Below are 14,451 nucleotides of genomic sequence, written 5' to 3'. Positions count from 1 at the left end.
TTTCTTAAATCCCGTAAAGACGCATGGTCAGAGTAACAATATTTTTTTCCATATCAACCCCCAGGATCTCCATCGGCCCGGCTTGGCTTAAGCCATAAAACATGCACAACAAAGAATGCCCTGTCTTTTCACTTAAAGTAAACCGGCTAAGGACGTCGAGATATCTTATCCCTTCATAGCCAGACGGCTTAGAAAACTCTTTTATAGCCACCAGCTCCTTGGCTCCGACGATCTTGACATCACAGATCTCATCGTAGTAGGCGGCTATTTCCTTGATGTCGTTGTAAACTTGCAGATAGCATTGGTCCAAAGGCAGGGCTGGCTCATCTCTATAGACGCTAAGACTGTTTTGTTTCAGAACGATCGCCCTGATCTCTTCCCGGGCTTTTTTTAGCCGGATATTAAGCAGGCTCGAGTCCTGGTCAAGGCCCCATATTTTTATGGATAAAAACAAAATTGCCGCCGCAAAAAGAAATGTGATAGTTTTCATGGCTTTGTTTTCTTAAAAACCTCCAAGCTCATCCGGCCCTAAACGCACCGGATGAGCTCTTCGACTTATCATTACGCCTGATTTTCCTCTGCCCCGGCACCTGCCTCTTCGCCGGCGCCATTTGCCTTCTCGCCCTTTGCCAGGAAATTAATCCTATCGACATCCAAAAAGATGCAGATGTCGTCTTCCTTCTTTTTTCCCCAGGCTGCCCTGACAGGGATCCCGCCTGCCCGACCCACAAAGTATTCTTTTCCCTCCTTGCCAACTTTGCGGCTGAGTTTTCCGTAATAAATCGACATTGATTCCACCTCCTTCCATTTAGAAGATATCCAACATCACACGAACTCCGGGATTGCTTTTGACCAGAATATTCTCTGTCTTGGCCTGCCTGAAATGCTGCGGCAGGACGAAAGCAGAGCAGGACCTATCATCATCTGCCAACACAACCGCCTCAAACCGAAAAACTCCGGATGATATTTTCCTCATGACAATGGACTCTATCTTGTATTCATCAGGTACCGCGTTAATAAAGGACTCGAGGTAATCGTCGAAATTGATCTTCACTCCACGTCTGACCATATCTCTGTATTTTGCCGTATAAGCCTGTTTTAACTTTTCGCTTTCGGACCGCTCTTTGAGCTGCAAATCCTTTAATGCAAGCCTCCTGTCCTTATTAATGCCAAATGAGACAGCAAACACGGCCAGAAATACGCTAAGAATTGCAGCCATAACTCCGAGGCTCAGGAAACGCTTCTTTATCTCTTTTGCCCGCCTTAGGCGGATAAATTGCTCGGGCAGGAGATAGTGCATGCTGAATTTGCCTTGCCTAAGACCTGTCAAAGCCGGATAAGGATCCTTAACCAGAGTGATATTTTCATTGGCCTCAAGGCCGCTTGCAACAATCTTATCCTTAATGTCCTTTGAATTGGTGATAATCAGAAAATCAACACCGTTTGCGTCCTTATTGAGATTCCTGTAGTTCTCCTGGCTGCGCGTGATTTCTATTGGAATGCGGTTGTTTAAGGCAAGGCGCCTGGGTGTGGTAAATGCGTCTTCGTGGAAAATCGTCAAAAGCACCGTAGGGTTCAGGTAATCCAGGAAAATGACCCTTTTTTCGACATCCAAGAGATTGTTGATCTTTAGGAATTCCCTCAAAGCCACAGCGTAAGGAACAATACGCCGGACGTTTTCAAAACCAAGACATTTGTAGATCTCGTTGACCTTGGCCTTCTCAATGGCAATGACCTGAAAGAAGTTATTCCCTATCTGTTCTGACTGCGTGACGTATTCGGAGCCAAAGCTTTCGGCTATCAATTGGTCACGGCTGAAGGTATCCTTCTGGGGTGCGGCCAGGTGTTTTTGAAGGGTCTCTACAACTGCAACCGAGACGGTCTTGTCCTCGCCGGTAAAAACCGTCCCGATATCCTGCCCGGATATCCTTCCGGACTTTTCGCCTGTCTCGTAATAAATGTCTGAATCAAGAATGAGGTAGTTCATCGCGGCAGTATTTTAGGAGTAATAAAGATGACCAGCTCGGTCCTGGTCAGGGATTTATTCTTAAACTCAAAGAGCCTCCCCACGAATGGAAGCTCGCTTAAAACGGGTATGCCTTGCTTGCTTTTGGTGTCATTGGATGTGATCAGGCCGCCGACAGCGATGGTCTGGCCGTCCTTGATCTTGACAAGCGTGTGCATGGACCGGGTGGACGTCTTAGGCGCCTCTATGGTAACACCGCTCCCCATGCTGATACTCCTGATCTGATCCAAGGTCGTCACCACGGGAGTCAGCTGCACGAGGATCTCGTCATGCCGAATACTGGCCATAAGCCTTAAAGTCACGCCTTCCTGGACCTGGTCCGTATTGGCGCTTGTCGCCACCAAGCCTGCCTGTGTGGCTGTGGTCGTCGTGTTGGAAACATAACTCGTCACGGTCCCGACCTGGACCATGGCGGACTGGTTGTTCAAAAGCATGACCTTGGGCTGCGAAATCACCTCAACCTTCCCTTGGCTTTCAAGCGCCTGGATCAAGACGCTTAAACCGTTTGATCCGGTTCCCGAATCATCCTTCGGACTGGCCGCACTCAAGGTAAAAAGACTTCCTGACGCGATGCTCTGACCCGTAAAATTAGAGCTGAGGGTCAGTTTTTTGATACCGGCCAAGTTCTTATAGATGGCATTCCAGTCTATGCCGCCGGCATTCTGTCGGGATAAGCTCACTTCCAGCACCTTGACCTCAATCAATATCTGCTTGCTGCTTTCGGCGTTGACCAGGTCAATGTATCGGCCTATTTCGTCCAGGCAGATCGGATTATCCGAAACCACGACTAAACCCGCAGGCTTGTTAAAAGAGTATTTTCCTCTTGCAGAAATCATCTTCGAAAGGTTGGTCTCCATATCCTTCCAGAAAGAGATGCTGCCCTCCTTGGTTTCCACAAAGACCTTGGCGCCTACTTTGACGCTCATATTGGAGGTGGCGCCGGACAAAGTTCCTGTGTTGTTTGAGGTATTGCCTTCCGGATTCGTCCACGACTCATTGCTCACCGTATCGCTAAAATCCTGGCTCCCCGGAGGCAAACTCAGCTTAAAGACCCGGGTTTCCCTGGCGACGATGATGAGACTTTTGTCTTTGACCTTGAAGCTGCTTGATAAGGGAAAAAGGACGTCGCTCAGCACCTGCCATATGGACGCATCTTGTACATCCAGGGCCACGACCGTATCTGAGTTGAATTCGGGGTCATAAACCACGTTCAATCCTGTCAACTCGCCTATCCTGCCTAAGATCGTCCTTATGCTGACACTGTTTGCCCTCAAGGTGATCTTTTTTGAGAAGACTGGCGGCAATCCAGCCGGTTTCGTATCTTTTTTAACCTCGTCTGCGGCCGCTGAGATTTGCTTATCCCCGGAAACGCCGGCATCTGATTTTGCCGCTTGCCACTCGCTAACGAGAATCTTTGACTTCGTTTCCTGGTTTATCGCCTGCGTAGGATTCGGGAAACACAGTAATATCCCTGCTATCAAAATCAAAATACTTGAGCGCATAATCCTCTCCTTCTGTTTTGTCCGACTTATTCTTCGCACCCCTGATCGAGTAGCCGAATCTCTTTCTCCATTGGCCCGGTTCAATCATGACCAGCTCATTGTGTTCAGGGATGAATATTCCATTTTCAATATGAGCTGGCATGACTACATTCTGGACAATGGGGCTCTGCCAGTAAAAATAAGGGAACTCATTGCCGTAGAAGCTTTGCGCAAAATCATGGATATTTTCTTTGACGCCGACTCTATAGCCTTGTTCATAATCGCTTTCCTTCTTGACTTTTGAAGCAAGACTGCAGCAGCCGGCCAATGACAGAAGAAACAATAAAATAAAAAATCTCCTAGCGTAAGCCATAAGGTTTCTCCTTGGCGCATTCTGAAAGCGCCTCCAAATACCTGCCTTCGAATTTTTTCACCTTCTCCTCCAGGTAGGCGTTGTCCTTGGCATCGCTTGTGGCCAGCCAGTAAAGAAAAGGATCGGGCACAAGACGGATGACGCCGCGGGATGAATCCGAAATCATGAGGGCCTCCGAGAACCTCCCCTTCTGGGTCTCAACGGACTTCAAGAGCTCAATTTCCTTATCGGACAACGATGCAAAGCCTCTCAGGGAGTCAATGACATTAGGCTCCTGCTTTAAAAATACCTTGTTGGCTGCGTTGGCCTGGATGGCAATACCGCATTCCTTTCCTATTAAGTCCGTGATCTCCTGCGTTATGGCGCAACAGGAACACCTGTATTTGCGATAGGTCTTAAACGAATTGGTGATGAAGTCAGCCGTGTTCTGGAGCTTGAGTAAACTCCAGGCCTCATCTATAAGCAGAAATTTGCGCTTGGGCTTCATTTCGGACTGCGAGACAAAATGCGTGATGAAATACATGATGTTCAAAAGAACCACCACCTGCAGGTCCTGATGTGAGCTTAAATTCCCCAGCTCAAAGACAGTAAACTTGGCGCCAAGGCTGAACTGATTTTTCCCGTCGAAGAACTTGCCAAAAGGACCTTCCTTGGTAAAAGACCTGAGCTTCAGGGCAAGCTTTATACCGATGCTTTCGCCAACCCCGAGTTTCCTGTTGCAGCTGTGGCTTTTAAGCTTCTCAACCACATCCGACAGGACCAGTTCCTGATCTTTGGTCTTGCCCTTATAGGCGGCCAAGATCGCCTGCTGAAGCACGCCTTCGTGTTCGCGCAACAACCTTTCCCTTTCATCGCCGCCTGAACACATCTGGGAGAGCATCGTCACCAGGAACGCCAAGTGTTCTGCGTCAGGCACTTTTAAGAAAGGATTGATGGTCACGGGATCATTGAGCTCAAACCTTATGTACTGGCCACCTAGGACCGAACAGAGCTTCTTATAGGAATCCCCCTTGTCCAAAACAAAGAAATGCGAATCCAGGCGCGCGTTCTGAAGAATGAAGTCATTCACGAAAAAACTCTTGCCTGAGCCTGAGGCGCCGATGACAATCGTGTGCGGGTTTGTGTTGGAATCAAAAAAATCCCAGAACACAGGCTCGCCTCTTCTGTTTAAGTACAGCTGGGCCGGCGCCTGGGTCCCGCGGACCGATCCGTACAATGGAAGCATGTCGGCAAGATTGTCTGAAACTATACGCCTGGTGCGCTTGATGAATTTTTCATAATGATGGTCGAAGCATAAAGGCAGGCATGATAAGAAAAGTGATCCGGCGATGATCTCTTCTTTCAAGCCCTCGGCACCCATACGAGACAAAGCGTTCAACATGTTATCGGTCAGGTTATTGCAGGACTCCTGGCTTTCGCCGGACACGATAAAATGAATCCGGGGATAGATGATTTTGTGGCCTGAGCTGAAGGTCTCTTTGACGACAGAATCCAGCTCTTCCTTTTTCTCCTGGGCCTCGATGGACTTATCTCCGAAATACGTCGAGCGTTGCAGGAAGGCAAAGGCCTTCTGCATCTTGATCCTCTTTAAGGCCTCTTCCTGCCTGGGAATATGGAAGTTGATCACCATGGTGAAATCCTTCATCATATCCAGCATGGAAAAACGCATCCCCCGGACGATCTCAGCGCTGAACATGCCCGGCTCTGTGTTTAAAGGCAGCTCTTTCAAGGTCACGACCTGAAATAATCTATCCTCAAACTCGAAGCCTTCCCCTGAAACCCTTGGCGCATTGTACAAAACCTGATCAGCCATATATCCATCTTGCCTTAAATCAGGCACTCTCATACCCTGACTGTGTTTGGGGTTCAGCATTAAATACAAGAACTCATGCAACTCTTTCTCATCCACTTTCAAATAGCTGATCTCAGAGGCCTTAAAGACCCCTTCGACGACTTCGCAGAATCTGGCAATGGTCTGGCAGTAAACCAGGAAATCCTGCTCGATCTTTCTTCCGATCGTATCTTTGCCTGTAAAATAAAAGCGGACCTTATCGCCAAAGGCCGGATATACCCACGTCGGGAAATACCTCAGGGTGAAAAAACAGCGTATCCTCTTGGAGGAGAAGGCGCCGATCGCCTGTTCAAAAAATCCATGCCTACCTTCTTCGAGGTGTTTTATTTTGCTCTCACTTGAGCTTCTGATGATCTCATTGTCGAAAACACCTGACTGGCCCTCATATGCTTTTAGCCTCTTGCCAATTCCGTTGTCGCAGACAAGGATAACCTGGCAACTGACCATATCTTCAGGAAGCCTCAAGAGAATCCCTTCCAAGGACCGGCTCAACTCCTCCAGGTGGCTTGCGGATTTAGTCTCGCTTTCGATAAGCGAAATCTCCCATATCTGGCCCAGGCTTCCGTCTTTAAGCACGAAAAAGCCGTTTTCATGGGTGTGATAAGGCAGAAGCTCTATAAAAGACCTGCCTTCTTCAAAAAAAGACTCAAGGGTCTGGGTTTTGATCATTTCGCGCTGGTTTCCTTATAAGGAACCAATAAAGGGATCTTTGCTTTATCCTGTTTTTGGGAATCGATGAACCAACCCGGTTCCCGCACTATGACGTATATCCAGTGGCCGGCCACCAGGGTATCTTTGTCCTCTTTTGACTTATGAGCAGGGATCCAGACAAGCCTGACATCCGCAGGCTTGATGACAGGCGTATAAGGCGCGACATATCCAAATGCTTTATCAATCTTCAGCTTGTCTCTTATAAAATCAGCAGAGTCGCGCCTGCCTGAACTCACTGCTGAAAGATACGCGTCCATCACCTTATCTTGGGCGCCGCTAACAACCACCTTATGGGAAGCCGCGCAGCCGGAGCTAATCAACATAATCGAAATCGTCAACAGAAGCTTTAAGGCCTTCAATTTCCACTCCTTTCTGGATGACCAAAGTCACTTTTGTGCCTGCCTCGATCTTTATGGCAGGGATCATGGCCTCCAATTGTTTTTGATAGTACGAGGCCATGCCCTGGGCGCTGTTAGCCAACCCTGAGAACATGGCGTAATTACCTGTGTTTCCTGTGACGTTCTGGCTAGTCTGGCCGTAGGCGCCCACCACGCTTGTCGTCTGGGCCTGAGAGAGCGCCTCAGCTCCTCCTGCCAAAAACCCCGAGAGGAAGCTTAAAGATAACTGCTTGCCTGTGTTGTAAATCAGCTCTCCTGGAATACCCAGGCGGCCGGTCTCGTCTGTCAGATACCCTAAGTTACCCTCATGCTCAAAAGTGTTGCCTCCAGGCAACACAATCGAAAAGCCGACAATCTGAATAATGGCCCTCTTGGAAACAACATCACCTATGGCCTTACCAATGGCAAAAGCCCCTTTTAGGGGGACCCTTGTATTATTAGGGCCGTAAAAAGCCTCGTCCACGCTGATTAAGACAGGCAAAGGATTATTGACGTTCACAGGCGCATACACGCCGGTCAAAAGAGTGCCTTTGACAAAACTCCCCAACGGCAGATAAACGTATCTTTTTTTCTCAGCATTGGCTTCTTCATTAATCTCATTGACTTTAGCCATCTCCAGGCGCATCGCGGGCTTTACGGGAGTTATCCCGGACAACGAATTACCCAGAATCCCTTCACCACTGCCCTCCTGATTCTCCTGGGAGCCCGACTTGCCTAAATTCATGCTTTCGGACAGCGCAATCGTCACCCTTTTATCAAGATCCATGACAATCTTGCTTACCTCAGACTGGTTCTTTCGCAGGATAGCTATGTCTTTTTCAAGCTGCCCCAGGTGCGCTTCGCTACTATCCTGGCGAGAGGCTATGTCATAGTATTGTTTTTCAATGCGGGAAACATATGTCTTGGTATCCACAGAGCCTACAAGGACGCCGACATCTTTATCTTCAGGGCTGTTTTTTGCCTTAGAAAGATCAGATGCTATAAGGCTTTTCTTGATGTTTTTGGTCTCTTTGACGCCTGTGAAAGCCAAGAATCCTAGAACGATAGCCAAGCAACAGGCCGCTAAAATAACCAGCCGCGGCTTATGAGCTAGCATCGATGCCATGACATTAAAGCCCGGAATGCCCTTAAACGAGATTTTGATCATGGATATTTCCTTACTGATCCTGCGGCTCAATGATCATGTAGGCCTTTGTCATGGAACTGGAACTGTTTTTAGCCTGGGTGCGGGGCCTTGGCCCTAAAACCTGGGCATCCACGCTGACTGCGACTAACCCCGGTAGCTCTATATTCTCTATAGGCAGCACAATGGGCTTATCCATTAGGTTTTCAAAACGCAACACCAGCGCTTTGGCCCCGCCTCCAAGCTCATAAACCTTATCCGTTGATATGCGGAAGACCCCGTTATTGAAGACCTCCTGGCCGCTGGACCCTGCGATAGCTGCCCCTGGCGGCTCTTCTCCCTTTAAAAGCACCTTCATCAGCTCAACCGTGTTCATAACCCCATAGCCTTGGACTTTCTCTTTGGATTGAGTTCTTTTTTTAATTTCAATACAGGTAGGCGCCTCTACGTTATCCATGATCAAATGCAAGCAATAAGAGATGTTGTCTTCTGTGACGACATGAAGATAAGAATCAAAATTTTTAAGCGGCAGCAAAAACATCCTGTTGCCCAGAGTCTCTACCTCGAGGAAATCCGAAGAAACGCTCTTAGTGACGTCCGCGATCTTTTCAGGAAACTCTGCCTGCGTCACCATGCCGGTTTTCAACCGCAAAGGTATGGCATCTTCGGCGCCGTTAACAGCCGCAGACTCTCCAAACGCATCTGTCAGGACCAATCCAAAAACGATCAACAGAGCGCAAAATATGCTAAAAGGACGAAAGGCTGCGATGGATGTTCTCATTGTTCCCCTATCTGTTCTTGTTTTACCCCTGCAATAACCAGGCCGTAAGGGTTGCTTTGAACCGGAGAAACCTTTTCCAGGGTAATCGTATAGCGAAGGCTACGGTCATCCAGTTTTTCTTTGCCCATGAAGAGCGACTTTTCTCCGGTCAATGTCACCTTGAAATCCTTGCCCGATTCCTCCAGCTGCGGATCCTTGCTTAAAGAAAATAAGGATGAGATATTGTCGCGCAGAACACGCGCGACCTCATCTTCAAGGCCGGCCTTTGTTCTTGAAAGAAGCGCCGGCGCCATGTAACGCATGGCCCTTATATAGGTATCCTTGACCGTCACGGGAGTGAAGTTATTGCGGTCCAGCAGCCAGTTTGAGGCAAAGCTACAAACAGCCTCTTTTCCTATCTGGTTGGGATAAGCGATCCCAGCCTCATGCGAGCTTGGAATATAGTAAATAGCCTGAGGCCTTGTGGATAACTTAAACACCGTGATAAGAAGAACGAGACAGAAGGCTATGCAGGCGTAAAGAGTGATCCCCAGGAAGGCGCTGCTCTGTTCAGCGCAGGCCCATTTTTCAAGGAAACCCGAGCGTTTTCCCATTCCGTTGTTTTCTTGTGAATTGAACATGTTTTTGGGCAAATAAAAAGGGGCTGGCTTCTGAGGTTTTGCCTCAGAAACCAGCCCCTTGGTTGTTCCAATAGGACTGCTTACTTCAAATTTGTTCCAACTTTTAACTTACAAAATTACTATATACTATAATTCAAGATTGTCAAGGTTTTTTACACCACTCAAAAAAGACCTTGACAGAAACCATAGGTTGTGGCATATTGTATGTGCAGGCTGGAAACAGACCTGCCTAAACACGCGGTCCCGATCCTTGTGGTCGGGATTTTCGCTTTCTAGGGCCCTCATACCACTTTCCAAAATTAATATACTTCGCGCAGGAATTCCAAAGTTCTCGCGCGACCTGTCCTCTCACCCCAAAAACATAAATATTTTTTCCTTTAAGCTTTAGCCTCGCCAACGGCTCGTGCAAATCAGAATCTCCGGAAAAAAGCAAAATACCAGACACCTTGTCTATTGCGTCAAGCATATCCAGCGCTATTTCAACATCGAAATTGCACTTTGGCTCCTCAATACTTAGTTGCTTCTCTTGCAAATAATTAATGAACTCATCTAACTTCGAATGAGCATTTTGATCAAGACGATTAAGAGTAAATGACTTCACAAAAAGGCTTTTGCCGATTTCTTTTTTTATCCATTTTACTGGTTTGGTAACGAGGATCGCTCCGCTTTCTCTCATCCGTTGATGGAACCGCTGGGATTTCTCCATCTCGCGTTCATTTAAGCCGTAATAAACCCGCACCTCTTTAATTTGTTTAATCGATAGCAATTGTTTAATAACACGATAAATGGAAAACTGCCATTTTAGCGTATCCTGCCAATGAAACATATTACTCAAATCCAGATAGGCAATGACGCTTGTCTCTTTGTTTGTATCCAGTAAGCTAATAAATTCTGAGTGTTTCATAGTTAACCTCGACCGGATTCATGGACATTTCCTGGTTACATTGGACTTGGCACATTATAACATTTAAGCTTGGATTATCAACGAATCCATTAAAGTCCTTTTGAATCAACTCCTGGCACTTATAGAATTTATTTCATCACCGACCAGACCAAAGAACCTACCCATCCCAAAACAGTCCAGCCCAAAAGAAGATTCAGCACAAAAATAGCCAGAATGTTCTTATGCTGCCTGAAGTACGCAACTAGGGTTGGCAGAAAATAAAAAACAATCATCAAAACGATCAATGCCAGTTCCAAAAGACTAAAACTCTGCATCTGCATTGCGATCACCTCCTCCAAAGACCGAATACCTCTGAACAAGCTTCGGCGGCTCGATTAAACCCTTGATCCTCACTCCGTGTTTATAGAACAGGTGCGTGAGATACCCCTGGGGTTTGCCCTGCTTGACTAACCTAAAAGCCACCCATCCCCCAAAGAAAACCGTACCTGCATAAAACGGATCAAAGAAAATGATCATGAATCCGCTGGCCAAGGCCAGGATCCCCACGTCTTCTGGTTCCAGGTCAAAAAGAAGCAAAGGCCTATCGATAGTACGGACACACTTTTTCATTATGTTTTGAACAACCCCTGGAGGATCTTGGGTATAAACATCAGGATCATGAACCCGAAACCGCAGGCGATAGCCATCCCCTGTTTTCCGTTTAAAAGCGCAACCACCCCTCCAATGAGCAGGGTCGCACTCAAGATCTTTGACACAGGCCCGGTCAGGATGTTAATGATAAAAGTGGCAAAATCACTGACAATCTGCTGTTCCTGGCTCGTATCCACCTGCGCTAAGACAAAAGGCGCAAGCATCAGGAATAAGCCCAAAACCAAACACAGGACAGCACACATCTTTAATGCACTCCTTTTTGCAATAAAATTCGTCTGCATAGCTTTTAAAACCTCCTCTCTGTTTGATAAGCCTCGTTTGGTATGTTCAAAAATTGAACATACTACCTGCTCTCCTTATTTTCGAACGGCAGGGATATGAGTCTATCCCTTTCTGCCTTGTTAAATAAAAACTCGTGGTTCGCTATGCGGGTGAGTTTCCCGCGGGAGAAGATCACGGATTTGGCAAAGGGCAGCCTCAAAAACACGTTCTCTGAAACATATTTCTTCTTGGCTGTATGGATATTGCCCTGCGCAGACCTTAAGCCGTCAAGCCTGGCGCCGTTGTTATCCGTTGCCATTGTGTCCACCTGGAAGACGCTCTTGTCCTGGTAGGTGGTTTGCCCGGTCTTTTCAGACCAGAATCTTGCATCAAGCGGGTCTTCCTGGGCAAAGATGACCTTAGTCGCGGTATTGGTAAAAATCGCGTTCTCAAATGCCCCTGAGACACTTGACAAATTCCCCCGCGACTGGTTGGACAAGACCAGGCAGAGATTGGCGCTCCTGACCTTGGAGATCACATCAACGAAGTGCGAACACGCCAGATTCTGAAATTCATCGATGAAGATAAAATAAGGCTGATCCGTCTCCTTGCGCAAAACAGCCTGGGATTTCAAATCGATAATAAGCATCCTGCCTATGGCCTCGGCAAGCCTGGTATTCACCTGGCTCTTTAAGGCAAAGAACGCCACGCCCCCCTTTTTGATCACCTCGGATAAATCCAGTTGATCGCGGTTAATGACCTCAACTTCCGCGATCCAGGAGATCGCGGCCAATAGCCCCTTGACCTCCTGGCTTCTGACGTCAACCGACATAAGGAAACGCGGATCATCCAGGTCTTCCTTAACATGAAGGAAATTTATCTCCTGTTTTTGCGCGGCCATCTTTTTCAAGAGTTCGACAAAAGTCATGGCCTGGACATTGGAATAAAAACCGGCCGGCCCCTGATAGATCAACTCAAGGGCAGTCATGATTCTGTCGACCTTGGAAAGGACATCCCCTGAAGACAGCGGGTTGTAGCCGATGGATACCTCATTAGGATCGATACTGAAGTAGTAAAACTTCTTCTTATTCTCCCAGGCTTTCTTCTGGACATATTTTTTGAAGACCTCATCTCCCTTGAAGTCTATGAAACAACACCCTCTCAGCTTATCCAGGGCCTGTCTGGCCAGCGGCAAGACGACCAGTGAGGTCTTGCCGCTGCCTGTAGAACCCAAGACATGCAGATGGTGGTTGAGGATATTCTCATCCAGGACAACATCCTCTTTCTCATCAGAGACGCCTAAAAAGTATTTGTCTGTTTTCTTGTATCGAATAAGCTTTCTTTCGATGTCGTAATGCACCTTCTTGAATTCAACGCTCTCAATAGAGAGCTCCTTTCTCTTTTGGATATCCCTATCTATCTTCAGAAAATCCTCCAGCTCCCGTTTCTTGCGCGGCAGAACGTGTTTAACCAGATACAAAAACCCCAGGATCCCAAAAAGAACGGCTGACAACCCTACGGCACAGACCAAAAAGAGTCTGCCTTCTTTTTGGATGAACCCGTGCCAGAAGCTCCAAACGATAACCTGCCAGCCTTCAGGGCTAAAAGCAAAATTCGGATTATGGAAGCCGATCCTGGCGAGCCAATAGGCAGAGACCCAGTAGAGATAATACAGCCACAACCAAATGTTCCTTGCGCTCAAGGCTATCGCCAAGACAAACAACCCCACTAAACCCAGGATGTCATAGGGAATGAGATTCTTAGAAAAGACGTTTCCCATAGTCCTGGACAAAAGCACAGTGTCAGAAAAAACCCAGGGATATTTCTCTTGGAACCTCTCAAGAACGAGGTACGGCCTCAACTTCTCCATGTCCCCGGTTCTTCCTGTGGCCCTTAAAAAATCATACAGCTGGCTGACGGACAAACTCCCTATGGAGTGACCAGGAGTTTTCAGCTCATACGCTTGGGCCCGTCCATAGCTTCCGGTCAAAAGAAAGCTTCTGCCTAGGCCGGATCCAGGGCCTTTCTCATAGCTGGGTGGAAAATCAAACACCCAGCTTTCCGGAACCTCAAAATATCCCTGTATGTTAAAATGCATCGAATCATCACTACCCATGCTGGCTCCTGGTGGCGCCAGGGTCACCAATCCAGCTGCTCCGGATATATCCTCAAGCGAAGATCCAAACAGGCTTGTTTTGACGACAACAGGGATATCCGGATAAGGTCCCAAAACAAGGCCCTTTCTGGCATAATTTAGGCCTATGGCCCAGCCAATACCCATGTAGAGGAACGGCAGCAGCAATAGCAGCCTTATAAACACGCTTTTAAAACTTAAGCCCTTATTCATGGCTTCTTCTCCCCATTTTGCCTTAATATTCCAAAGGCATCTTCCAGATGGATCAATTTGTTCTGGTAAAAACACATCCCCTGCTCAAGCATGCCCAGGTCACTCAGGAAGAACCTGCTCGCGCAAAGCTCAGGAGCTATGTTGTAAAGCCGGGTTTTCAGCCCCTCGTAATTTAACCTGCTTGCGGAAATGACCAGGACGCAGTCATACCTGGAGACCCTGGTGATGTCATAGTGGTATCTTTTAACGAAGTATCTTAAAACATCGAGCTTCTTGTACCTGGTCTCTACCTCCAGGGCTGCCCTTGTTCCATCCGGAAGGACCAGCAGGCCATCGGGTATCTTTTCGCGGGGTTCTTTTCCTACCCGCAGGGCCCATTCACAGATCCATTCCTGGATATTAAGATGGCTTTTCAACATGAAGAAGGCCTCTACTGTGGCATTCTGATGAGCAAAGGTATTGATCCCGGCATAGCTCTTCTCAAAATGGTAGTATTCGATCATGGCCTCCTGGGAGATGAGTTGCTTGCCTTTGGGACCCAGATAGTAGATTTTTGTCCTTAATAAGGGCTCATAGTAAACACTCACAAAGTCCTTTTTGAGCGAATAATCTATCAGCCAACGCGTATGAGATATATTTACGATCAGCTGAATGAATGTCTCCATCTGGGTTCTTGTGGCGTATCTAAAAGTAAATAAAAAGCCGGCCAGAAGTTTAATCCTGCGCGCTTGTTCTTCTTGAGTGATTCTACCTCTCTTCATAATCCTGCCTTTCTATTGGCCCCCTGGGTGGGGGTGGGGTGAATGGATTTTTGGGGGATTGGGCGGAAGAAACATGCGGTAGCCTTCGGCAAAGAGGTTGGGAAAATACAACCCGAAGGCTGACGCGGGAAAATGGCATAATGCGCTCATAGCTCAACAGGA

Annotated in this window: 16 protein-coding genes; all 16 read right to left on the bottom strand. The window is 47.5% G+C overall.

The genetic code is table 11. The features are described from left to right. Window positions 1–4 precede the first annotated feature (4 nt). The gene (locus BU251_RS02490; protein ID WP_128699324.1) at window positions 5–490 is read right to left on the bottom strand and encodes a hypothetical protein; all 486 of its coding nucleotides are present in this window, start codon (window positions 488–490) and stop codon (window positions 5–7) included. A 71-nt stretch (window positions 491–561) separates the two neighbouring features. Beyond that, entirely contained in the window at window positions 562–789 is a 228-nt protein-coding gene (locus BU251_RS02485; RefSeq protein ID WP_128699323.1) for a hypothetical protein, read from the bottom strand. Between the two features lie 19 nt (window positions 790–808). Then, window positions 809–1,987, bottom strand: a complete 1,179-nt coding sequence (locus BU251_RS02480; RefSeq protein ID WP_128699322.1) for a hypothetical protein — start codon at window positions 1,985–1,987, stop codon at window positions 809–811. After that, window positions 1,984–3,300 carry a type II secretion system protein GspD gene (locus BU251_RS02475; RefSeq protein WP_164908826.1) on the bottom strand — a complete coding sequence of 439 codons (1,317 nt, stop codon included), beginning with the start codon at window positions 3,298–3,300 and terminating at the stop codon, window positions 1,984–1,986. The genes BU251_RS02480 and BU251_RS02475 overlap by 4 nt, the downstream gene beginning before the upstream one ends. A gap of 127 nt (window positions 3,301–3,427) precedes the next feature. Continuing rightward, window positions 3,428–3,880 carry a hypothetical protein gene (locus BU251_RS02470; protein WP_128699320.1) on the bottom strand — a complete coding sequence of 151 codons (453 nt, stop codon included), beginning with the start codon at window positions 3,878–3,880 and terminating at the stop codon, window positions 3,428–3,430. Beyond that, window positions 3,867–6,401, bottom strand: a complete 2,535-nt coding sequence (locus BU251_RS02465) for a TraG/VirB4 family ATPase (RefSeq protein WP_128699319.1) — start codon at window positions 6,399–6,401, stop codon at window positions 3,867–3,869. Before BU251_RS02465 ends, BU251_RS02470 begins: the two co-directional genes overlap by 14 nt. Continuing rightward, a complete protein-coding gene (locus BU251_RS02460; RefSeq protein WP_128699318.1) occupies window positions 6,398–6,766 on the bottom strand; it encodes a TraV family lipoprotein in 369 nt (122 codons plus the stop codon). Before BU251_RS02460 ends, BU251_RS02465 begins: the two co-directional genes overlap by 4 nt. Next, window positions 6,756–7,988: a TraB/VirB10 family protein gene (locus BU251_RS02455; RefSeq protein WP_128699317.1), complete on the bottom strand. Its 1,233-nt coding sequence runs from the start codon at window positions 7,986–7,988 to the stop codon at window positions 6,756–6,758. Before BU251_RS02455 ends, BU251_RS02460 begins: the two co-directional genes overlap by 11 nt. 10 nt (window positions 7,989–7,998) lie before the next feature. Continuing rightward, window positions 7,999–8,745, bottom strand: coding sequence for a hypothetical protein (locus BU251_RS02450; RefSeq protein WP_128699316.1), 747 nt, complete (start codon window positions 8,743–8,745; stop codon window positions 7,999–8,001). Beyond that, window positions 8,742–9,338 carry a TraE/TraK family type IV conjugative transfer system protein gene (locus BU251_RS02445; RefSeq protein WP_164908825.1) on the bottom strand — a complete coding sequence of 199 codons (597 nt, stop codon included), beginning with the start codon at window positions 9,336–9,338 and terminating at the stop codon, window positions 8,742–8,744. Before BU251_RS02445 ends, BU251_RS02450 begins: the two co-directional genes overlap by 4 nt. Window positions 9,339–9,594: 256 nt before the next feature. Continuing rightward, complete coding sequence (locus tag BU251_RS02440) at window positions 9,595–10,269, bottom strand: NYN domain-containing protein (protein ID WP_128699314.1); 675 nt, start codon at window positions 10,267–10,269, stop codon at window positions 9,595–9,597. A 128-nt stretch (window positions 10,270–10,397) separates the two neighbouring features. Further along, entirely contained in the window at window positions 10,398–10,583 is a 186-nt protein-coding gene (locus BU251_RS02435; protein WP_128699313.1) for a superinfection immunity protein, read from the bottom strand. Next, entirely contained in the window at window positions 10,570–10,878 is a 309-nt protein-coding gene (locus BU251_RS02430) for a hypothetical protein (protein ID WP_128699312.1), read from the bottom strand. The genes BU251_RS02435 and BU251_RS02430 overlap by 14 nt, the downstream gene beginning before the upstream one ends. After that, entirely contained in the window at window positions 10,878–11,201 is a 324-nt protein-coding gene (locus BU251_RS02425; RefSeq protein ID WP_128699311.1) for a hypothetical protein, read from the bottom strand. The genes BU251_RS02430 and BU251_RS02425 overlap by 1 nt, the downstream gene beginning before the upstream one ends. 62 nt (window positions 11,202–11,263) lie before the next feature. Next, window positions 11,264–13,528: a type IV secretory system conjugative DNA transfer family protein gene (locus BU251_RS02420; protein ID WP_128699310.1), complete on the bottom strand. Its 2,265-nt coding sequence runs from the start codon at window positions 13,526–13,528 to the stop codon at window positions 11,264–11,266. Beyond that, window positions 13,525–14,289 carry a replication-relaxation family protein gene (locus BU251_RS02415; protein WP_128699309.1) on the bottom strand — a complete coding sequence of 255 codons (765 nt, stop codon included), beginning with the start codon at window positions 14,287–14,289 and terminating at the stop codon, window positions 13,525–13,527. The genes BU251_RS02420 and BU251_RS02415 overlap by 4 nt, the downstream gene beginning before the upstream one ends. Window positions 14,290–14,451 lie beyond the last annotated feature (162 nt).

It is taken from the genome of Candidatus Velamenicoccus archaeovorus (genome assembly GCF_004102945.1).
Taxonomy (GTDB): domain Bacteria; phylum Omnitrophota; class Gorgyraeia; order Velamenicoccales; family Velamenicoccaceae; genus Velamenicoccus; species Velamenicoccus archaeovorus.
The sequence above is the reverse complement of the archived record's forward strand: the minus strand, read 5'-3'. Positions and strand labels throughout refer to the sequence as shown.

Coding starts and splice junctions, on each gene's coding strand:
- BU251_RS02415 (WP_128699309.1), bottom strand. CDS start 14,289: ATGAAGAGAGGTAGAATCACTCAAGAAGAACAAGCGCGCAGGATTAAA.
- BU251_RS02455 (WP_128699317.1), bottom strand. CDS start 7,988: ATGATCAAAATCTCGTTTAAGGGCATTCCGGGCTTTAATGTCATGGCA.
- BU251_RS02485 (WP_128699323.1), bottom strand. CDS start 789: ATGTCGATTTATTACGGAAAACTCAGCCGCAAAGTTGGCAAGGAGGGA.
- BU251_RS02440 (WP_128699314.1), bottom strand. CDS start 10,269: ATGAAACACTCAGAATTTATTAGCTTACTGGATACAAACAAAGAGACA.
- BU251_RS02450 (WP_128699316.1), bottom strand. CDS start 8,745: ATGAGAACATCCATCGCAGCCTTTCGTCCTTTTAGCATATTTTGCGCT.
- BU251_RS02425 (WP_128699311.1), bottom strand. CDS start 11,201: ATGCAGACGAATTTTATTGCAAAAAGGAGTGCATTAAAGATGTGTGCT.
- BU251_RS02430 (WP_128699312.1), bottom strand. CDS start 10,878: ATGAAAAAGTGTGTCCGTACTATCGATAGGCCTTTGCTTCTTTTTGAC.
- BU251_RS02460 (WP_128699318.1), bottom strand. CDS start 6,766: ATGTTGATTAGCTCCGGCTGCGCGGCTTCCCATAAGGTGGTTGTTAGC.
- BU251_RS02445 (WP_164908825.1), bottom strand. CDS start 9,338: ATGGGAAAACGCTCGGGTTTCCTTGAAAAATGGGCCTGCGCTGAACAG.
- BU251_RS02490 (WP_128699324.1), bottom strand. CDS start 490: ATGAAAACTATCACATTTCTTTTTGCGGCGGCAATTTTGTTTTTATCC.
- BU251_RS02435 (WP_128699313.1), bottom strand. CDS start 10,583: ATGCAGAGTTTTAGTCTTTTGGAACTGGCATTGATCGTTTTGATGATT.
- BU251_RS02465 (WP_128699319.1), bottom strand. CDS start 6,401: ATGATCAAAACCCAGACCCTTGAGTCTTTTTTTGAAGAAGGCAGGTCT.
- BU251_RS02480 (WP_128699322.1), bottom strand. CDS start 1,987: ATGAACTACCTCATTCTTGATTCAGACATTTATTACGAGACAGGCGAA.
- BU251_RS02420 (WP_128699310.1), bottom strand. CDS start 13,528: ATGAATAAGGGCTTAAGTTTTAAAAGCGTGTTTATAAGGCTGCTATTG.
- BU251_RS02470 (WP_128699320.1), bottom strand. CDS start 3,880: ATGGCTTACGCTAGGAGATTTTTTATTTTATTGTTTCTTCTGTCATTG.